Origin of the sequence: Photorhabdus akhurstii (genome assembly GCF_018448925.1) — a bacterium.
In the GTDB taxonomy this organism is placed as follows: Bacteria; Pseudomonadota; Gammaproteobacteria; order Enterobacterales; family Enterobacteriaceae; genus Photorhabdus; species Photorhabdus akhurstii.
On sequence record NZ_RCWE01000012.1, the window covers coordinates 108,644 to 128,900 of the forward strand.

The following is a 20,257-nucleotide window of genomic DNA, read 5'->3' on the forward strand; positions in this document are numbered from 1 at the left end:
AAAATATTTTTGGAAGGGGGTATTAATGAGTGACGACACTTTTGAATATGGCAGCCGGTGGCTCAAGACAGATTTTCACCTCCACACCCGTGCGGATAAAGAGTTCAAATACACGGGTGCAGATAACGACTACGTGAATCAATACGTACATTCGCTAAAAGATGCCGGTATTGGCCTTGGTGTGATTACCAACCATAACAAATTCGATATGTCTGAATTTAAGAGTCTGCGCAAAAAGGCCCAAAAATCCGGCATTGGTTTGCTGCCCGGTATTGAGCTCTCAGTAAAAGATGGGAAAGCGGGTGTGCATACCCTGGTAGTGTTTTCCGATGAATGGATAAGCAACAAGGAGCAAAAAAATTATATCCAGGACTTTCTCAATGTGACCTTTGCCAAGCAAGCTAATTTTGAGCAGGAAAATGCGTGTTCGAATCACGATATTCTCGAAACCATTAAAATTTTGGATAATTATCACAAAGACTACTTTTTAGTTTTTGCTCATGTGGAAGCACCCAACGGTTTATGGGGTGGTTTATTGCCGAGTCGGATAAAAGAACTTTTCGACAATGCTTTTGTTCAATGCAGAGCTTTGGCATTCCAAAAGGTTCGCACCCGAGATGAGCGCTCTAAGATCCAGCAAGCACTGGGTGACTTATATCCTGCTGAAGTGGAAGGTTGCGGCGCCAAGAACCTTGCCGATATGTCGGCCAGAAAGGAAGCCAGTTATCTCAAACTCGGTACGTTCAGCTTTGAGGCTGTAAAATTTGCCTTGCGGGATAAGACGTCTCGCGTACAAGCTAAGCTACCTGACTATCGCCATTCGTTTATTCGTAAAATCAGTTTTGAAGGTGTGGGTACCTTGGGTGGCACTGAAATCTGTCTATCACGGGAACTGAATACTCTGATTGGTATTCGTGGCAGTGGCAAATCTTCCGTATTGGAAGGCATTCGCTATGCCCTGAATATCCCGTTTGGCGATAAGTCCTCTGATGTTGAATACAAAGAAGGTTTAGTAAAGCACCTGCTATGTAGTGGCGGGAAGATCACTATCGACGCGATTGACCGGCGAGGCCAGCCTTACCAGATACGCCGTATATTAGGTGAACGTCCTGATGTATATGTTAACGGGCAATTACAGCCGGGTGTGTCGATTCGAGAAACCGTCCTACATCAACCCATTTACTTTGGTCAAAAAGACTTGTCGAGCACTGGCGCAGGGTTTGAAAAAGACCTCATTGAAAAGCTGGTTGGGGAAGCTTTAATTTCTGTTCGCCAAAAGATAGAGCAAGGCCGTCAGCGTGTAGTGGATGCTATTGATCAGATTAAACGTTTAACCCGTGATGCCTTGCAGAAACAAGAGTGGCAGCAAAAAAAGCAGGATGTTGAGTTTAAGTTAAGGTTTTACCAGCAACACGGCGTAGAAGCCAAACTGCAAAAGCAGATTGATTTTGATCGGGATGAGCGCAAAGCGCAGCAGGTGATCCAAGGGGCGCAGCATTATCTGACTGAGCTAAATAGCTTTATTGCCAGCTTTGAAGATGAACTGAAAAACCAAATTCTGTATAAATCAGCACAGAATCAGCCTTTTTTTGATGACTTTTTTGCGGTCTATCAACAGTTGCTCACCGGCTTTGATGGAATTAAGCAAGTGACTGGAAGTGACCAAGCGACAGTTCAGCAATTGCAGCAAAAGTTGGTGGGCTTTCAACAACAAAAACAAGCGTTGAAAGAAGAATTTGCGGAAATCGAGCGCAAGTTAGCCAGTGAGTTTCAACAAGCGGGTGCACAAGCAATCAGTCCGCAAGAGTTTAAACAGCTTAAAAGTCAGCTCGATCATGCTGAGCAAATGCTGGCTGTATTGACCAAGAGTGAGCAGCAATATACGGATTTGAATCAAGGAGTTGAACGGGAATTGGTTCAACTGAATAGTCTTTGGTTTGAAGAATACTGCGCTATTGAGCAAGTGCTGAATAAAATCAATCGAGTGGATTCGCCGTTAAAAATTGTGCCGAAATTTAAAGATAACAAAGCGGCCATGCTCAAGCATATTCAAGATTTATACCGAAGTAGCTGTATTCGAGAAGCTACATTGAAAACAGTGGTGGACGAGTTCAGCGATTTTGGTGCGGTATGGCGAGAAAAGGATAAGTTGAAAGCGCTGCTTGGTGGTTCGTTCGATACCTTCTGTCAGTATTTTGAAGATAATCTAGACGCTTTGCTGACTTGGCAGGTGCCGAATGTTTTCACCATTGAATACCACGGTAAGGCTCTGGCTCATCATTCATTAGGGCAGCGCGCATCTGCATTAATACTGTTTGTTCTAAGCCAACAAGAAAATGATGTTGTGATCATCGATCAACCAGAAGACGACTTGGATAACCAGACGATCTATGACGATGTTATCAAACTCATTCGTGAGTTAAAGCCAAAAACGCAGTTCGTCTTTGCCACTCATAACGCCAACATTCCAGTGTTAGGCGATGCTGAGCAAGTCATCGCCTGTGAATATAAGGATGATCATATTAATATTGTCAGTGGCAGCATTGACTGCGCGGATGTTCAGCAGCGTATAGTCGGTATTATGGAAGGTGGTGCAGAAGCCTTCGAGAAACGTAAACAGGTATATGAAGCATGGAAACCCAAGAACTCTTAGCAATAATTGCACGTGATGAAGATAGCCGCCATCAATTTAAAGCAGACGTCAACAATGCATCTTCGTTAGGTGCCGAAATGGTAGCGTTTTCTAATGGTACTGGAGGCTTAATTCTCATTGGTGTTAACAATGGCGATGGGTCTCGATCTGGATTGACGAGAGAAGATATCGGTCGAATTAATCAAATCATAGCGAATGCTGCTACAAATAATGTTCGCCCCCCAATAAATCCTGTTACGGAAAACATTCAACTCCCCAATGGCCTGGTCATTGCAGTACATATAGAGCAAGGCATCAGTAAACCTTATATGGATACTCAGGGCTATGTTTGGGTGAAAAATGGTTCTGATAAGCGAAGGGTGACCGCTCGCGAAGAGTTGCAGCGAATGTTTCAGGAGGCGGCACTGATTCATGCAGATGAGACACCGGTAAGTGGTACGTCAGTAGCCGACATCGATCAGGAGTTCTTTGATTCGTTTTTTGAGGGGGAATACGGCGAGAGGGTTGAGGAACAAGGTGTATCTCGCTCTCAGCTTTTAGAGAATATGAATTTGGCTAAAAATGGTCAGTTGAATATTTGTGGTACTTTGTTGTTTGTATCGCGGCCTCAGATTCGCCTTCCTGTTTTTATCGTAAAGGCTGTTGCCTTCCCCGGCGTGGATATTGAAGATGAGCACTATATTGATAGTCAAGATATCAATGGCAAGCTGTCGGATGTGTTCCAAAAGGTGCTGGGGTTTGTATTGGCAAATATACGACATATTCAAAATAAGCAGAGCTTTAACTCACTTGGCGAGGCTGAAATCCCGAGGATTGTTTTAGAAGAGCTGATTTCCAATGCGCTTATTCATCGCGATTACTTTGTGTCAGCCCCCGTTAAAGTGCTGGTTTTTGCAGATCGAATTGAAATTATTAGCCCCGGCCATTTACCCAATAATTTAACCATTGAGAACATTAAGATGGGGAACTCAAATATTCGCAACCCAATCTTGGCTTCATTTGCTTCTAAGGTATTGCCATACAGAGGCTTGGGAAGTGGCATTAAACGTGCAATCAAAGCATACCCAGATATTGAATTGATTGATAATAGGGAGGGAAATACATTCAAAGCTATCATTAGCCGAGTGTTACCCAATGAGTGACTCCAAATCACTTCACTGAATATTTTCCACCTGTATTTTCTAAGGGAATCCCCCCCTCCTGAGTCACAGAGTGCGAAGGTGGGGAGATACCCTCTTAGATGTCAAAGTATTACTTCCGATTTAACAGGAAGTTAACAACGTCTGAATAGGATTTTGCATAGTTATCAGCAGAAGAGGCATCAATGCCGTCATTTTTCACCATATACTTGCCGTTAACAAACATTGCCGGTACACCTCGCAGTTGCAAATCCTGCGCGGCTTTTTGCTGCTTAACAACTAAGGATTTCACCACAAAACTACTCATGGCAGCATCATAATCCTCAGCCGTCACCCCAGCTTTGATAAAGGCATTGCGAATATCATTCGTAGTCTTAATAGCCAGTGTTTTCTGAATACCCTCAAACAGCACCGGAGTCACTTTGTCTTCAACCCCCATTGCCATTGCCGCAGCCCAGGCAGTAGTCAATTCTTTACCCAGTGGCCCTAAAAAATCCACATGATAACGGACAAGTTTTGTCCCTTCCGGTAAATGCTGTTTCACCGTCTGAGGAACTTTAAAAATCTCTTCAAACTGATAACAGTGGGGGCAATAGAAAGAGAAGAACTCTAACACCGGTGGTTGATCCGCCACCGGCGACTTCAATTCAGTATACTGTTTTCCTTCGGTAAAATTGGCGGCAGATGCGCTAAATGCCATCACCACTCCGACTAAAGCTAACCAAAACTTCTTCATAACTATCTCCATGATAAACATTAATACATCGGGTTAAGCTGCAAAGGTGGTTCCTGCAACAGCTTAATCTGTTCAGAAAAAAGTGACGTCTGTTTTAACCAAAAATCGGTATCTGTCATCCAAGGAAACGCTTTGGGAAAAGCAGGATCCTGCCAACGTCGAGCAACCCATGCCAAATAATAGATCATCCGCATAGCACGCAATGGTTCTATCAATGACAATTCCTTCGGATCAAAATCTGCAAATTCACTATAGGCTTCCAGCAGTGTATCTAACTGCAATAGCTGTTCCTGACGAGAGCCATGAAGCAACATCCATAAATCCTGAATTGCTGGGCCGTTACGCGCATCATCAAGGTCAACAAACCAAGCTTTGTCACGCCACAAGATATTACCCGGATGACAGTCACCATGAAGCCTCAATATTTGCCAATCATCGCGCCAATATGATGCTACGACATCTATCAAATCATCCAATACTGCCAAAAATTGCCTTTTCTGTCCCTCAGGAATCAACTCACATGCAGCCAAATCCTGTCGTGGTTGATGCAGATACTCATTTAACCCGATAGTTGGACGATAAGTGAATTTTTGCCGACGGCCAATCTGATGAATTCTCCCTAGCAAACGCCCTACATCCTCTAACTGAAAGAGATTATCGGATTCATACTGACGCCCCCCAATGCTTGGAAAAACGGCAAAAAAGAAATCCTTAAACGTCAGTAAAGTTTGCTTATTAAATACCAAAGGTGCCGCAACAGGTAAATCAGCCTGTTGTAACGCCAAAGCAAAATCGTGCTCTTCCTGAATCTGCTGCTGGTCCCAACGCAGTGGTCGATAAAATTTCACAACATAACGTTTACGATCTTCATCCGTAAACTGATAAACACGGTTCTCATAACTGTTTAGCTCTGTCAGCCCGGAATCGATATACAGCCCGGTCTGCACCAATGCATCCATAATCAAATCCGGCGTTAACTCCCGGAAATTAAAAGCAGACTGGTTTGTTAGCACATTCTATTCTCTTGATTAATCTGTAATAACGCCACGGTACGCAATAGCGCAGTTTGAAAATCCACTTGTAATCCTTATTTCAGCCATTATCCAACACAGATAAATGACATTGCATACCGAATCCCTCACAAATAAAGCCTATACAAATTAACAGGGATGACCGCCTAGAGAAAGGATTGCTCTGTCAATAAGCGTAAAGATGACTCTTTTATCAGCAAGTTATCCCGTGCTCCTATTTTAAAAACACGTGGCTGAGCCCAAATAATCAAGCTAAAAGAGGTTATATTAGCGTTGATAACTACCTCAGTTGATAACTTGAACATTATGCAACCAAAAATAAGCGGAGTGATCCTTGCAGGAGGTCGCGCCACCCGTATGGGCGGCAATGATAAAGGGTTAATTTTTTTAAATAAAAAACCACTGTACCAACATATTGCGGATAGGCTACTTCCACAAGTAGATGAATTAATTATCAATGCTAACCGCAATCTGGATATTTACCGACAAAGTGGTTATCAAATTGTTCCAGATTTAACACCAGACTTCTCTGGCCCCCTTTCAGGAATGCTGACAACCCTAAAATCAGCTAGTCACGACTGGGTTATGTTTGTTCCTTGTGATGTACCAAATCTCCCTACTGATTTGGTCACTCGCTTATGGCAAGGAAAACAGCAAGCATTAGCAGCCTATGTAAATGATGGCAACTGGGCTCACCCTACCATCGCTTTACTACACCGCAGTCTTTTTCCTCAATTAGAAAATTATCTGGCTGATGGTGAGCGCAAATTGATACTATTTATGCATAAGATCAAAGCGATAGCCGTTCAGTTTGATGACAATCCTACTGCCTTTACTAACCTAAACACACCGGAAGATTGCCAACATTGGGAGAATACACAGGAGATCAGAAAATGAGTACCAAACCGCTTCCGCTACTGGGTATAACAGCCTATAGCGGAACAGGAAAAACCACACTTCTCAAACACGTGATCCCACTATTACGTCAGCGGCAAATCCGGGTCGGTCTGATAAAACACACCCATCACGATGTGGATGTGGATAAACCGGGCAAAGACAGTTATGAGCTGCGCAAAGCTGGCGCAGAGCAAACTCTGGTTGCCAACCAGCAACGCTGGGCATTAATGACGGAAACGCCAGATTTGCAGGAATTAGATTTGAACTATCTTGTCAGCCGTTTTGATCCAAATTCACTGGATCTGATTCTAGTGGAAGGTTTTAAAGATGAACCAATCAATAAGATCGTTCTATACCGCAACACTCTTAACCACCGATTAAGCGATCTGCTTGATCAACATGTAATTGCTATTGCCAGTGATGAAAAACTGGAGACTATTTTGCCACAATTGAATATCAATCAGCCTGAACAGGTGGCTGATTTTATTGTCGAATGGCTGAAACTGGAGCGCTAAATAGTTGTACTTTTATTTGATCACGCCTTAACTATCGCTCCAGACACCAAACACCCTTTATGGAACGTTGCCTGACGGGCAGGTAAGCGTGCCACGGCCTCGGCAGAACAACTAGCTGTCACCAAGACAAATTCAGCCTTATCACCTACTCGCGGCCAAATACGCTGCCCTTGGTCATTAAGGGGCAACACACCGCCAGTAGCAATAGCCATAGAGCGGGAAAGGTGAAATTCATCTGAGCCGCGGTACAATTGTGCGTACAAATTCGCTTTTTCCAACATATCGCCGGTGCCAAACGGCGACCAGTGATCAATCACACTATCAGTACCGGTCATAATAAATACCCCTTTATCTCTGAGTTGCGGCAACGGCATCATTAAGCTACCGATCGGCACTGTAGAAGCAATCGTGATTTGCTGTTCCGCCAAGCGGGAAGCAGTCTCTGTTAGTTTCCCCTCATCCAATGTGGTCAGGGCAAAAGCGTGACTGATAGTGACTTTGCCCCGCAAAGCGGATGTTTTTTCCACTATATCAATCATGTAGTTGATAGCCGCAACACCTGCTGGACTTGTCTCATGCAGATGAATATCCACACCTGCGTTATTATCGAGAGCAATCTGGAACATGGTATCCAGTGATTTCTCCATCGCAGCATCTACATTAGTAGGATCTAGCCCACCAACATACTGTACCCCCATTTGCATCGCCTCACGCATCAGCCCCTCCACTTTAGAGTGCAGCAAACCGTGTTGAGGAAAAGCAACGATTTCACAACTGAAATCATCACGGTGATTATCTAATGCATACTGCAAATGCTCCAAACTCTTCAAACCACTAACCGGATCAATATTACAATGGCTACGGGCTACCGTACTGCCCTTCGATTGCAACAGAGCGATCAAACCCTCTGCTCGCTGCTGAGAGGTAGGCAACAGCTTGGGGATCAGAGTTTGTTCTTGAGCGATCATATCCATAATGGTTTTACCCTGGCGAGGTAACGGTGCCTGCCACCGACCACCGTAGAAAGTCTTATCTAGATGGATGTGCATATCACGAAAAGTAGGCAACAACAGTTGTCCCTGCGCTTGATAGCACGGCAAATGCGTATTTAGTAGCACACTCGCAGCATGGATTGCAGCGAGCCGACCATCTTTAATTTCCAATGTATATAATGCGGCATGCGTGCCAATCACAGTATCGCCATTATATTCAAACCCATCCTCCAATAGCACATCTCTCAGATAGTAATGGCTATCAGTAAGGGTAGTCTGCATCAATGATGTATTAGCGGCAGTGGTTGATGGTATAGCCTGTACGATCCCCCCGGTCAAGGAAACCGCCGCACAAGCGGTAGTGAATTTACCCGTTTGGCTAAGAAAAGCTCTTCGGCTTTGCTGTTGAGTTTTTTCCACATTTAAGTCCTTATTTGAATCCTCAAAAAAGCTCACTGAATGTGACTGCTTCCTACCCTATCGAGGGTTTACGGCAGTTTTTACTAAAGAATTAGACATTGAATAACAAGATAATTGCAGTATTTAGCCAACCACGTCAATCAGCCTGTAATGAACAGGTATAATGTTAAATCTACACAAATAATATGCGCTTCCGTGTGTTTCATTCGTTTGTGCGCAAATCCTTACACCTAACTCCGATAAGAGAGATTGATAAGAGAAAGGCCGAATGGAATCGGCCTTTAGAAAAATATTATAGATAGGGTTCAACAATATCACCGCATCGTTACAAACTCTTCCGCCGCAGTGGGATGAATCGCAACCGTGTTATCAAAGTCTTTCTTCGTTGCCCCCATCTTTAATGCAACAGCAAAACCTTGCAGCATTTCATCCATTCCGAAGCCGATACCATGAATGCCAACAATTTTCTCTTCCGGCCCGACACATACCAATTTCATCCGGCACGGCTGGCGATGTTGAGTGACAGCGGTATACATCGCAGTAAAAGAAGATTGATAAGTTTTCACCTGCTCTTCACCAAATTGCGCTTTCGCCTGAGGTTCAGTCAGCCCCACAGTACCAATAGGCGGATGGCTGAATACGACGGTTGGAATATTGGTGTAATCCAGATGTTCTTCTGGTTTATTATTAAACAGACGCTCAGACAGACGACGACCTGCTGCAACTGCAACGGGAGTTAACTCCACTGCACCAGTGTTATCGCCCACTGCATAAACACCTTTCACATTCGTGTTCTGGTATTTATCAACTCTGATGTAGCCTTTTTCATTCAACTCAACACCGGCTACAGACAGGTTCAGATTATCCGTTGCAGGTTCCCGGCCAATAGCCCAGATTAGGGTATCAACGGTTTGTTCTTTGCCGTTCTGCAATTGCAAGGTCAAGCTGCCATCCGCATTTTTACATACTGATTTTGGCACCGATTCTGTATGCAAAGTAGGTCCTTCGGTATTGATAACTTCCAAGAGTGTTTCAACAATCATCGGATCAAAAGAGCGCAACGGTGCATGTTGACGCACAAATAGATGGGTTTCACTACCAAGCGCATGCAATACACCGGCAATTTCTACAGCAATATAGCCTGCGCCAACAACTGCAACCCGCCTTGGCATTTCTTCCAATGCAAAAAAACCGTCAGAATCAATACCATATTCTGATCCTGGTATATCAGGCCGCACAGGACGGCCGCCTGTCGCAATCAGAATATGATCTGCGGTGATTTTTTCACCATTCACTTCAACAGTATGTGCATCAACAAAACGGGCAAGCCCTTGGATCACATCAACTTTATTGTTACCCAAGCCACGTTCATAAGACTGGTGGATACGATCGATATAAGCAGTGCGACTGGCAATGAGCGTCTTCCAGTTAAAGCGGTTGATTGTCGTATCAAAGCCATAATCTGGCCCATATTGGTGGATAGATTCAGCAATTTGCGCCGCATGCCACATCACTTTCTTCGGCACACACCCCACATTGACACACGTTCCACCCAATGCCTTGGCTTCAATTAAGGCACATTTCTGCCCGTACATAGCCGCACGGTTAATTGATGCTATGCCGCCACTGCCACCACCAATCGCTATATAATCGTAATGTTTGCTCATCCGGATTGTTTCCATCTAATCAATTCAAGGGAGTTAATACCCAAAGCCTATTATGGCAAAAAATATCAAGCAGTCGCGATGGTTCTGGCTCTCGCTGCCATTGCTAAAAGCTATTCTGGCACCACCCATTTAACCAAGGTGTGACCAATTCCTTCCGGCACCAGAACCTGATGTAACCACGGCAACACCGATTTCATCTGCTGTTCCAGTTTCCAAGGCGGGTTAATCACGATCATGCCAGAGGCGGTCATTCCTCGTTGATCGCTATCAGGCCGGACAGCCAACTCAATCTGTAGAATACGGCGGATGCCGGTTGCTTCCAGCTCTTTAACCAGTCGTTTGATCTGCTGGCGTAATACCACTGGGTACCACAACGCATAAACACCGGTTGCAAAACGCTTATAACCTTCCTGAATTGCCTGTACAACCGCCTGATAATCCGATTTCAGTTCATAAGGCGGATCAATAAGAATGAACCCACGGCGACTCGGCGGCGGCAATTGTGATTTTAATTGCTGATAACCATCTTCACGCACAACCCTGGCGCGGTTATCGCGGGAGAATTCATTACGTAATAAAGGAAAATCACTCGGATGCAGTTCTGTCAGATTGAACCTATCATCCTGCCGTAGTAAATGGCGGGCGATAAAAGGCGATCCCGGATAGTAACGTAAGTTGCCACTCTGATTCAGTGCGGCCACTGTACTTATATAAGCGTTCAATTCCTGCGGTAAATCTTCACGCTGCCAAACGCGGGCAATCCCTTCCAAGTACTCACCAGTACGCTCAGCATGTTCACTGCTGAGTTGATAGCGCCCCGCACCAGCATGAGTATCCAGATAGAGAAAAGGTTTTTCTTTTTCTTTAAGAGATTCAATGATTAAGCTTTGTACAGTGTGCTTGAGCACATCGGCATGATTACCAGCATGAAAACTGTGGCGATAACTTAGCATTAATTTCAGACCCCAGAGCAGAGAATAGGTTGATTGTCAGATAGAGTACCTGACAACTAAAAACCCATCCCAGTAGATGGGACAGATAGTAAGGCCTTATTATAGCCCCATTAACGACAAAAATGTCAGGCTCCTCATCTTTCTCCTGACGATCCCTTTAATCATATTAATAAAAATTTAGGATAAGTGAAAAACTCTGCCCAGACCAACACGATGTTTAATTAAGTAATACTATTTACATTTTCACTGATAATCATAAGTAATACTTACGTAATTACAAACAATAAGAATTGTGCAATTAAAAAAACAAGACATCAAACGAACAATTAAATATACGAGATTTTATGTTAATGCTCACGAAATCACCAATCAGGAACAGAGATTGGAAAATGTTAACTCTCGCTTATGGAAAAATGATCAAAAGAAAAACCAGAAAAAATAACTTAATGTTATCGAGACTATTAAGCAATATCGTTAAATAGTACGTGTAAAAAATTGAAGGGAAAATAAAGAAGAAAATCAAAAAAGCTGAAAAAAGTTGAAGACAGTTATTAGAAATCTTCAACTTAAAATAAAGAAAAATTAAGTGTTTCAGCCAATGAAGAGATATTTCATTGGCTGAATAATTATATTACCTATCAGGCAACAATAGGCGCACGCCAATCATCTGCGCCGGAAGTACCTGCGGTTGTATGCTCCCAGTTAATCTTACGATAAGACAGAGAAACACGAACCAACTGAGTAAATTCAGCTTTTGTTGGGTCCTGGCAATGAGGCATATTGCAATCGATGTCGATAATAGTGGCATCTTCCAACTGCGTCGTGAAGAAGTGTTCTTGTTTCCCTTCAACCGAAGTGCGATACCATTTCAATACTACACTTGTCAGCATTTCACCCGAAGCCAATGCGTTATAAAGCAATGGAACAGATTTATTTAATGCCACAGTAAAACGGAATGGTTTATGAGCACGCTGACCTGATGGCTGACCTGATTGAGGATCAGTTGGTACGGTGACGACATGATCAAATGCTTGAACCAGCATTTCATCTTCATGGCCCTGAACATAAATATTACCCACTGATTCAGCAGTGAATGAACCCGCGGTAATATTACCCTGTGTTTTTCCAGTGATGGAAATATAACATGGAGTTGGCATTGCAAATATCCTTTATAGAGATTGTGTCAACATTAAGGTAACGCTCATATTACTTTCAATAGTGATTATTTCATCTTGGAAAAAATCACTTACAATGTATTGAACGCTGAAACGAATAATAAATACCAACCAGCTCATTTCAAAATAAAATCTAAATTGCAAAATTATCAACCTATCATCAACAAATGAAAATATTATAATTAATGCCATTTTAAAAAAATAAATTTAAAATTGGCTATATTGATAGAATAACTAACTGTTCACACTCATTTAATTTAAAGATGAAATGACATATCCATATGAAATACAACAATTTTAACAATGCCAATCTAAATTATATTTTGATCAATCAAAAATTGAGATCTGGGTCAAAAAAAATAAGCCCATCCACTTAGTTAAGTGCAAAACTAATATTTACAAGATGAAACTAATTCTAAAATGTAAACAAAAATACATCTAGAAATACTTTGTTACACAATGAAACAAAAAATCACAAATACAAAAAAATAGATGATACTCAATAACTATATAGAGTTCTTTTACCAATAAACAGCTTAAGAAAACACCTAATTGTAACTTATTGCCAAATATCATAAAATCATCAAAATGCCGAATAGGGGGGTATACCTATATATATTTTAGCTTTACAATAAAAAAACAAAATGCGAGACTTTGCTTTGCAAAGTGTTCTATATTGATGCTATTGTTCGATGAGTAAGAATATTCTGAATTTCGTATTTATCTATATGCTCATAGAAAGTCAGCTTACTATCCAATTCAATGCAGTGAATCTCCCGCCCCTTAATCCGGGAGAATTTTATGGTCTCCGTCACATATAGGTAGGTATCTAAGGGCAACTCTCTCATCCAATATTGTTATCAGATAATTCCTAATTGCCTAATTGTATTACCCAAAGGATTCTAATATGAGTAAAGATAGTTCAGGTAGCGTAGCGCCAAAAGAAAGGATTAATATCAAATACGTTCCGAATACCGGTGATCAAGTAGCCGAAATTGAATTACCTCTCAACCTGCTTATCGTCGGTGACCTTAAAGGAACAAAAGAAGATATGCCAATTGAAGAACGGCAAGCTGTTTCTGTGCACAAAAATAACTTTAATGCCGTGATGAATGAAGCCAATATCAATCTCACTTTTAGTGTCCCCAATCGCCTCAACGATAATAACGGAGATGACCTGCCGATTAACCTGGAAATAAAATCACTCAATGATTTCTCACCCGACAACGTAGCGAAAAAAGTGCCTGAATTAAATAAACTTTTAGAGCTACGTGAAGCGCTTGTCGCACTAAAAGGGCCATTAGGAAATATTCCGGCATTCCGCACCCGCTTACAGGAATTATTGGGTGATGAGAAAGTCCGCGAACAACTTCTAAAAGAACTTGAAATCGTCAATCAAAAGTAATTGACTGAAAAGGAGTTTTTAACATGTCCTTGCATGAAGAGAGCAGTACAACATTAACCCCAGGGTCCACTACCTCTTTACTTGACGAGATTATGTCTCAGGCAAGAATGACGCCGGAAAATGATGGCTACCACATCGCGAAACAGGGTGTAGCCGCTTTTATCAGCAGCATTTTGGATACCGGTACTAGCGAAGAACCTGTCAACAAGCTTGTCGTTGATAGAATGATTGTTGAGCTTGATAAAACACTCAGCACTCAAGTTGATGAAATTATGCATGCCAAAGAGTTCCAAGAACTGGAATCATCCTGGCGTTCACTGAAATTGCTGGTTGATCGTACCGATTTCCGTGAAAACATCAAAATCAACATCATCCACGCGACCAAAGAAGAGTTACTGGAAGATTTCGAATTTTCACCAGAAATCATTCAATCAGGCTTATACAAACATGTCTACTCGACAGGTTATGGCCAGTTTGGCGGCGAACCGGTCGCTGCGGTCATCGGTAACTATGCATTCAGCAATAGCTCACCCGATATCAAACTAATGCAATACGTCAGTGCGGTTGGCGCAATGGCTCACGCGCCATTCCTCTCTTCCGTTTCACCTGATTTCTTTGGTATCAGCAGCTTCACCGAGTTGCCAGCGATTAAAGATCTGAAATCTGTCTTCGAAGGTCCGGCACACACTAAATGGCGTTCGCTGCGCGAATCGGAGGATGCACGTTACCTTGGTCTGACAGCGCCACGCTTCTTGTTGCGTCTGCCTTACTCAACTGTCGAAAACCCAATTAAAAACTTTAACTATCAGGAAGATGTCAGCAAAGATCACGAACATTTCCTATGGGGTAATACCGCTTATCTGCTAGCGACGTGTTTGACTGACAGCTTCGCCAAATATCGCTGGTGTCCGAATATTATCGGCCCACAAAGCGGGGGAACTGTCAGCGATCTACCGGTTCACCTATTCGAAGCAATGGGACAGATCCAAGCCAAGATCCCGACAGAAGTTTTAGTTACTGATCGCCGTGAATTCGAATTGGCAGAAGAGGGCTTTATCACCCTGACAATGCGTAAAGGCAGTGACAACGCCGCATTCTTCTCTGCCAACTCAGTCCAGAAGCCAAAAGTTTTCCCAAATACTCGCGAAGGGAAAATGGCTGAAACCAACTACAAACTGGGTACTCAACTGCCCTATATGTTCATCATCAACCGTCTTGCACACTACATCAAAGTGTTGCAGCGCGAGCAGATTGGTTCCTGGAAAGAGCGTCAGGATTTGGAGCGTGAACTGAACACCTGGCTGAAACAGTACATTGCTGATCAGGAAAATCCGCCAACGGATGTCCGTAGCCGTCGCCCTCTGCGTTCTGCCCAAATTCAGGTTTTGGATGTGGAAGGAGATCCAGGCTGGTATCAAGTGGCAATGCAGGTTCGCCCTCATTTCAAATATATGGGAGCTAGCTTTGAGTTGTCACTAGTAGGCCGTTTGGATAAGGAGTAATGAGTTATGGCTACGCTGTACAGTTGGAATAGAGAAGGCTCTGCCAGCTTGTTCGAGCGTATTCAGGGGAAGAACTCCGGTTCTTCCCGCCAATCAAGAATGCGTGAACTGCTCAACTCCATAAAACGGCACCTGAATCATGTTCTCAATACTCATCCGGGTGCTTGTCAGAGTGCGGCTGATCTTGGCGTCATTGATCTCAATGACGCCACAACCACGGCAACTGACTTTAAACAGAGTATTGAGCAAGCAATAGTGCATTGCATCACAAATTATGAACCAAGAATATCGTCAGTCACTGTCAGTGCAATTCATGATGATAGTGATCCGCTGTTGTTACGTTTTCACATCAGCGCGCAGGTATCCCTGGATGATATTCATGACGCTGTTGAATTTAACATTCAACTGGATAACAACCGGCGTTATTGCCTAGAGAGGACTCAATAAAATGTCACTTGAAAAATATTTTAGAGAGGAATTGGATTACATTAGGCAATTGGGGCGACAAGCTGCAATTGAACATCCTCACCTCGCCTCATTTTTGTCTGAACAAGGCTCTGACCCGGATGTTGAGCGTTTACTAGAAGGATTTGCCTTTCTCGCGGGTAACTTACGGGCAAAAATTGATGATGAATTCCCTGAACTCACTCATGGATTGTTGCATATGCTATGGCCAAATTACCTGCGGCCAACGCCTAGCATGACCATTATCCAATATACACCTAATGATAATGCCATCACAAAAGCAACGCAGATCCCGCGTGGAACTCAAATCAAAAGCCGTCCGCTGGCGGATGATAGCGAAAATGATGAGGATGAAGATAATTACTTAAGCAATGCCAATACTCAAAAAACAGACCAAGACAATCATCGCTGTACTTTCACTTTATGCCGTGATGTCTGGCTGTTTCCGATGTCTATCCGAGACATTTCGGTCAATAATAGTAATGAGCAGGGTGTCATCGGCCTGAATTTCACCTCAAAAACAGAGCTTAACTTACAAGAACTACAACTTGATAAACTGCGTTTTTATCTAAGCGGCGATGATTACAGCAGTACACAACTCTATTTCTGGCTCAGTTACCATCTTGAAGACGCAAAACTTGTCGTAGGCGATACCACGATTTCATTACCAGATTTCGACTTCGTTCCAGTGGGTTTCAATCGGGAAGACGCCCTATTGCCGTACCCCAAAAATGCCTATATGGGTTATCGCGTCTTACAAGAGTACTTCTGTTTTTCTGAAGGTTTTCTGTTTTTCGATGTCATTGGTTTCCCTAAGTTACCAGCAGATCTTAAAGCCAAAGATTTCACGTTGAATCTCTATTTCTCAGAAGCACTACCACCAGAAATCAAAATCCGTCAGGATACTTTCCGGCTGCATTGTGTCCCGGCAATCAATCTCTTCCCGATGGATAGCGAAGTTATTCAACTAAATGGCAGTCAGTCTGAATATCCATTAAGAGCCAGCTATAGTCATCCCAATCGTTACGATATTTTCTCTGTGGATAAAGTAGAAAGCTGGCTAGTCGGACCTGATGGTAAACCCAAACCAAGCCGCGATGGCAGACGGACTTATGTACCATTTGAAAGCTTTCATCATCAGATCGAACATGAAAGCGAGCTCAATACTCGCTATTTCCGTATCAGAATCAAAGAATCTCCATTTCGTAAAGGTCTTGAACACTACATCTCTTTTGTCCGTGGTGATGAATCTCAGCTTCTACTAAGTGAAGAAAATGTCTCTATTCAACTGACTTGCACCAATCGCGAACTGCCACTGCAACTCCGAGTAGGTGATATTGATTACCCTTTATCGGGAAGCTCGTCATTTGCGACATTCCGCAACATAACCCGCCCATCCGTTCCACTCTATCCATTGATGAGCGGTGAGTATCACTGGTCGCTTATTTCCAATATGTCACTGAACTATATGACATTATTGGACAAAGACGCACTAAAGGCGGTACTAAGAACTTACGATCTCCCCAGCCGATATAACCGACAATCCTCACGCTCATCCCAAAAACGGCTAGATGCAATTGAACGGATTGAAACGAGGCAAATAGACCGACTATTTAAAGGTCTCCCGGTACGTGGTTCGGAATCAACATTGTATATCCGGCAACAGGCTTTCTGTTCTGAAGGCGAGCTTTATCTGTTCTGCAACATACTGTCACGCTTTTTTGCCTTATATGCCAGCGTTAACTCCTTCCACATGTTGAAGGTGATCAATTTAGATAATCAGGAATGTTATCAATGGCCGGAACAGACAGGTCAACATGCGTTGATGTAGCGAGCGAAAACTCGCCAGAAAATCAGACACTGGATGTGTCAAGGTATAACTTTTATCAGTTGGTTGAGTTACTCAACCAACTGGCGGTAGCGTGGGAAAAAACCGGGCAAACCAACCGCCCGGACCGTGAAGCAATCCTATTTAAATCCAGTGCAAGCTTGGCTTTCCCAACCAGAGACATTACCTCTGTGAAACGTTCTAAGGAGGGTCGCTTCCAGGTGGAAGTCTCTTTTCTTGGACTACATGGCAGCCAATCACCTATGCCAGGTTATTACCTTGATTCGTTGGCATGGGAAGACGCTCAGGATGAAAATCGACTGACTGATTTTCTGAATATTTTCAATCACCGTTCAGTCGTCATGCTTCATCAGATTTGGCGAAAATATCGCTATTACATCTGTTTTGACAAAAACGGGCAAGACGGATTTTCTCAGCGCATGTTTGCGCTGGTGGGACTTGGTAGTGATGTTAATCGTTCTCACTTGAATATCAATCACAGCAAAATGCTGGCCTATGCCGGTTTGTTAGCCAGTCCTGGTCGATCACCAGCAGTGATATGCAGCCTGGTTTCACACTGTTTTGATCTACCCGATGTAACGGTACGCGGTTTGCAGATCAGAAAAGTCGCTATTGAGCCATCGCAACAAAATCGCCTAGGTGGAACACTGAAAATAAAGGGACGGAAACAAAAGATCAAACAATCCGTAATGGGAAAGAATTTTTTCCTCGGTTCATGGGTGAGAAGCTGCGATAGTAAATTTATTTTATGTATCAATAATCTATCACGAGAACACTTCTTGTCATTTCTCCCAGACGGCAAGAATTTCCTGCCATTGGTAATGTTTCTCTGTTTTGTCCTGCGTGATCAGATGGCTTGGGATCTGCGTCTTGGATTGGCCGAAAACCAAGCAGGCGGCATGGTGCTTGGCACAAAATTAAACAATAACCTGGGGTGGACCAGCTTTCTCGGCGAGCCGGAAAAGAAACCCTTTATCACGATTTCAGTGAATGGATAAAGACGATGGAAAAACAACAGCCAACTCTCTCATTACGAGTGATCAACAGCGATCAATTGGAAAGCGGCAAAGCGGCTAGCTGCCTATTCTCGACTCAAGGTGGCACAGTTGGCAGCAGTGAAAGCCATCTTTGGTCCGTTCAGGATCTGCAAGGAAATATCAATCCATCACAATTTACTATCCAGTGGCGTGATGGTGCATTCTGTCTGCAAATGATTGCGGGTCCCCTGTTTGTGAATCAGTCACCCCTGACTGCTGACGCTGGTTTCATCCGCCTGCAACAAGCGGATGAAATTACCATTGGTAAACTAGTGATCAAAAGTTATATCAGTTTTTCCGATGCAGATCGCATTGATCCCATGACGGTATCACCGGAATCACTGGTTTCCAGCTATAGCAATCCACTGGACGCTATGATGGAAAAAGATCCCGCTCAAGATTCCGCTTTCACTGATCATGGTTCTTTGGCCCCCACGATCAAACACGATTTCAGCCATGATCCACTCAAGGTTCTCGATAGCGAAAATCTGACCACTCTGGACCAGACGTCAGTGAGTAACGAGGTAGACCAAAGCCTGCAACAAGACCACTACCGCGCCCCATTATTTTTTTCTTCCCTCTCAGATAACAGAGGCAATGCTATGGATCAGGATTTTGTTGATTTACCCGGTATCTCTTCGCCTTTTAATGAACAGTATCAGGACATGGAACAGCAACATGTTGCTATCACACCATTGATGCGAGGATTGAACACACAGTTGCCTTTGCATAACAGCCAACAGGCCAACGACTTTCTGGAAGAAATGGGTAAGACCATGAAAGCGGCAATTGAAGGTCTACTGGTACTGCAACGTACACAGCATGGGCTGCGTGATAAGCAATTGCGTCCTATCGAAGATAATCCGCTACGGCTGAACATGGACTACAACACCACTATGCAGGTGATGTTTGCGGATCAAAAAAGCCCAGTCCATCTCTCTGCTCCTTCCGCTGTCGCTGAAAGCTTACATAACCTGCAATTACACTATCAGGCTAACCGGATTGCGATCACTGCCGCATTGAACACCATGCTGGATGCTTTCTCACCGGAACACCTACTGAGTCGTTTTGCCCAATACCGCCGCAGCAATGAGACACAGGAAAAAAATGCAACCTGGGCATGGGAAATGTACACCAGTTACTACCGCGAATTGGCTTCCAGCCGCCAACAGGGATTCGAAAAACTGTTCGGTGAAGTCTATGAACAAGCTTATGACCGTGCTCTGCGTCAAGGTTTAGAGGATAGCCAGTAATGAAACGCTCCGGCTGTAACACCTCATGGTCCGGTAGTTATACCGTATGGTTCGTATTGCTGGCAGCGCTAATATTAAGCGGCTGTAGCAGTGCATGGCAAGCAACGAAGAAAGTCGGACAGGTAGTCTGGGACCCATCAACTCCTGTTGGTCAACCTGCGAACTTACCTTCCACCGTCGCGATCACTTTGCTGGCAGAACCTGATATTAACCCCAATAAAAATGGAGAAGCCACTCCGGTTGAAATGCATCTGCTCTATCTCAGTGAAGATTCCCGTCTACTTGCCGCTGATTATGACCAACTGGCGAGTGACAAACTGGATAAAGCGCTGGGGAAAAATTACATCGACCATCAGGATTACACCTTATTGCCGGGGCAGTACAAACCACTGCCAGTCATCCCGCTGGAAAAAAATAGCCGTTACATCGGCGTTATCGTTCGCTATGCCGATATTAATCAATCCGAATGGAAAAAGGTCATCCGTGTGAAAGACACAGGACAGCAATACCACATTCTGGTGCACATCAGAGCGAACGAAGTTGAACTTAGAAAAGAGGAACAATAACT

At 43.5% G+C, this 20,257-nt stretch carries 17 protein-coding genes; 11 read left to right on the forward strand and 6 right to left on the reverse strand.

Annotated features, from left to right (window positions below; translation table 11 throughout):
- Positions 1 to 25: 25 nt before the first annotated feature.
- Together EAE93_RS14485 and EAE93_RS14490 are read left to right on the forward strand one after the other, a co-directional pair.
- The gene (locus EAE93_RS14485; RefSeq protein WP_214039956.1) at positions 26 to 2,653 is read left to right on the forward strand and encodes a TrlF family AAA-like ATPase; all 2,628 of its coding nucleotides are present in this window, start codon (positions 26 to 28) and stop codon (positions 2,651 to 2,653) included.
- Positions 2,632 to 3,795 carry an RNA-binding domain-containing protein gene (locus EAE93_RS14490; RefSeq protein ID WP_250151037.1) on the forward strand — a complete coding sequence of 388 codons (1,164 nt, stop codon included), beginning with the start codon at positions 2,632 to 2,634 and terminating at the stop codon, positions 3,793 to 3,795. Before EAE93_RS14485 ends, EAE93_RS14490 begins: the two co-directional genes overlap by 22 nt.
- 109 nt (positions 3,796 to 3,904) lie before the next feature.
- On the opposite strand, the gene dsbA is transcribed toward EAE93_RS14490, so the two are convergent.
- A complete protein-coding gene (gene dsbA, locus EAE93_RS14495; RefSeq protein ID WP_214039957.1) occupies positions 3,905 to 4,528 on the reverse strand; it encodes a thiol:disulfide interchange protein DsbA in 624 nt (207 codons plus the stop codon).
- A gap of 20 nt (positions 4,529 to 4,548) precedes the next feature.
- A complete protein-coding gene (locus EAE93_RS14500) occupies positions 4,549 to 5,541 on the reverse strand; it encodes a serine/threonine protein kinase (RefSeq protein WP_214039958.1) in 993 nt (330 codons plus the stop codon).
- A 324-nt stretch (positions 5,542 to 5,865) separates the two neighbouring features.
- On the opposite strand from EAE93_RS14500, the gene mobA reads away from it, so the two are divergent.
- Positions 5,866 to 6,456, forward strand: coding sequence for a molybdenum cofactor guanylyltransferase MobA (gene mobA, locus EAE93_RS14505; protein WP_036813610.1), 591 nt, complete (start codon positions 5,866 to 5,868; stop codon positions 6,454 to 6,456).
- Complete coding sequence (gene mobB, locus EAE93_RS14510) at positions 6,453 to 6,971, forward strand: molybdopterin-guanine dinucleotide biosynthesis protein MobB (RefSeq protein WP_110086469.1); 519 nt, start codon at positions 6,453 to 6,455, stop codon at positions 6,969 to 6,971. The genes mobA and mobB overlap by 4 nt, the downstream gene beginning before the upstream one ends.
- 20 nt (positions 6,972 to 6,991) lie before the next feature.
- Here the strand turns inward: mobB and EAE93_RS14515 are convergent, their stop codons facing one another.
- The 4 genes from EAE93_RS14515 to EAE93_RS14530 form a co-directional block, all read right to left on the reverse strand.
- The gene (locus EAE93_RS14515; RefSeq protein ID WP_110086468.1) at positions 6,992 to 8,383 is read right to left on the reverse strand and encodes an amidohydrolase family protein; all 1,392 of its coding nucleotides are present in this window, start codon (positions 8,381 to 8,383) and stop codon (positions 6,992 to 6,994) included.
- 314 nt (positions 8,384 to 8,697) lie between these two features.
- On the reverse strand, positions 8,698 to 10,050 hold the full coding sequence (gorA, locus tag EAE93_RS14520; RefSeq protein WP_214039959.1) for a glutathione-disulfide reductase: 1,353 nt from the start codon (positions 10,048 to 10,050) through the stop codon (positions 8,698 to 8,700).
- A 110-nt stretch (positions 10,051 to 10,160) separates the two neighbouring features.
- A complete protein-coding gene (locus EAE93_RS14525) occupies positions 10,161 to 11,003 on the reverse strand; it encodes a 23S rRNA (adenine(2030)-N(6))-methyltransferase RlmJ (protein ID WP_214039960.1) in 843 nt (280 codons plus the stop codon).
- 638 nt (positions 11,004 to 11,641) lie between these two features.
- The gene (locus tag EAE93_RS14530; RefSeq protein WP_036780207.1) at positions 11,642 to 12,160 is read right to left on the reverse strand and encodes an Hcp family type VI secretion system effector; all 519 of its coding nucleotides are present in this window, start codon (positions 12,158 to 12,160) and stop codon (positions 11,642 to 11,644) included.
- A 925-nt stretch (positions 12,161 to 13,085) separates the two neighbouring features.
- Here EAE93_RS14530 and tssB point away from each other — a divergent pair.
- From tssB to tssJ, 7 genes are read left to right on the forward strand one after another with little or no spacing between them, the layout of a single operon-like run.
- Positions 13,086 to 13,583, forward strand: coding sequence for a type VI secretion system contractile sheath small subunit (gene tssB, locus EAE93_RS14535; RefSeq protein ID WP_036813439.1), 498 nt, complete (start codon positions 13,086 to 13,088; stop codon positions 13,581 to 13,583).
- A 23-nt stretch (positions 13,584 to 13,606) separates the two neighbouring features.
- The gene (gene tssC, locus EAE93_RS14540; RefSeq protein WP_036813437.1) at positions 13,607 to 15,085 is read left to right on the forward strand and encodes a type VI secretion system contractile sheath large subunit; all 1,479 of its coding nucleotides are present in this window, start codon (positions 13,607 to 13,609) and stop codon (positions 15,083 to 15,085) included.
- Positions 15,086 to 15,091: 6 nt separating this feature from the next.
- Entirely contained in the window at positions 15,092 to 15,532 is a 441-nt protein-coding gene (gene tssE, locus EAE93_RS14545; protein ID WP_040149037.1) for a type VI secretion system baseplate subunit TssE, read from the forward strand.
- Position 15,533: 1 nt separating this feature from the next.
- Entirely contained in the window at positions 15,534 to 17,381 is a 1,848-nt protein-coding gene (gene tssF / locus EAE93_RS14550) for a type VI secretion system baseplate subunit TssF (RefSeq protein ID WP_105395804.1), read from the forward strand.
- Positions 17,345 to 18,397, forward strand: a complete 1,053-nt coding sequence (gene tssG / locus EAE93_RS14555) for a type VI secretion system baseplate subunit TssG (protein WP_214039961.1) — start codon at positions 17,345 to 17,347, stop codon at positions 18,395 to 18,397. Before tssF ends, tssG begins: the two co-directional genes overlap by 37 nt.
- Before the next feature lie 5 nt (positions 18,398 to 18,402).
- Positions 18,403 to 19,689: a type VI secretion system-associated FHA domain protein TagH gene (gene tagH / locus EAE93_RS14560; RefSeq protein WP_214039962.1), complete on the forward strand. Its 1,287-nt coding sequence runs from the start codon at positions 18,403 to 18,405 to the stop codon at positions 19,687 to 19,689.
- Positions 19,689 to 20,255: a type VI secretion system lipoprotein TssJ gene (gene tssJ, locus EAE93_RS14565; protein ID WP_044467020.1), complete on the forward strand. Its 567-nt coding sequence runs from the start codon at positions 19,689 to 19,691 to the stop codon at positions 20,253 to 20,255. Before tagH ends, tssJ begins: the two co-directional genes overlap by 1 nt.
- The last annotated feature ends 2 nt before the right edge of the window (positions 20,256 to 20,257 follow it).

Bases quoted from the DNA above. Each gene is read 5' to 3' on its own strand.
- EAE93_RS14485 (WP_214039956.1), top strand. From the start codon at position 26: ATGAGTGACGACACTTTTGAATATGGCAGCCGGTGGCTCAAGACAGAT.
- EAE93_RS14490 (WP_250151037.1), top strand. From the start codon at position 2,632: ATGGAAACCCAAGAACTCTTAGCAATAATTGCACGTGATGAAGATAGC.
- dsbA (WP_214039957.1), bottom strand. From the start codon at position 4,528: ATGAAGAAGTTTTGGTTAGCTTTAGTCGGAGTGGTGATGGCATTTAGC.
- mobA (WP_036813610.1), top strand. From the start codon at position 5,866: ATGCAACCAAAAATAAGCGGAGTGATCCTTGCAGGAGGTCGCGCCACC.
- mobB (WP_110086469.1), top strand. From the start codon at position 6,453: ATGAGTACCAAACCGCTTCCGCTACTGGGTATAACAGCCTATAGCGGA.
- gorA (WP_214039959.1), bottom strand. From the start codon at position 10,050: ATGAGCAAACATTACGATTATATAGCGATTGGTGGTGGCAGTGGCGGC.
- EAE93_RS14525 (WP_214039960.1), bottom strand. From the start codon at position 11,003: ATGCTAAGTTATCGCCACAGTTTTCATGCTGGTAATCATGCCGATGTG.
- EAE93_RS14530 (WP_036780207.1), bottom strand. From the start codon at position 12,160: ATGCCAACTCCATGTTATATTTCCATCACTGGAAAAACACAGGGTAAT.
- tssB (WP_036813439.1), top strand. From the start codon at position 13,086: ATGAGTAAAGATAGTTCAGGTAGCGTAGCGCCAAAAGAAAGGATTAAT.
- tssC (WP_036813437.1), top strand. From the start codon at position 13,607: ATGTCCTTGCATGAAGAGAGCAGTACAACATTAACCCCAGGGTCCACT.
- tssE (WP_040149037.1), top strand. From the start codon at position 15,092: ATGGCTACGCTGTACAGTTGGAATAGAGAAGGCTCTGCCAGCTTGTTC.
- tssF (WP_105395804.1), top strand. From the start codon at position 15,534: ATGTCACTTGAAAAATATTTTAGAGAGGAATTGGATTACATTAGGCAA.
- tssG (WP_214039961.1), top strand. From the start codon at position 17,345: ATGGCCGGAACAGACAGGTCAACATGCGTTGATGTAGCGAGCGAAAAC.
- tagH (WP_214039962.1), top strand. From the start codon at position 18,403: ATGGAAAAACAACAGCCAACTCTCTCATTACGAGTGATCAACAGCGAT.
- tssJ (WP_044467020.1), top strand. From the start codon at position 19,689: ATGAAACGCTCCGGCTGTAACACCTCATGGTCCGGTAGTTATACCGTA.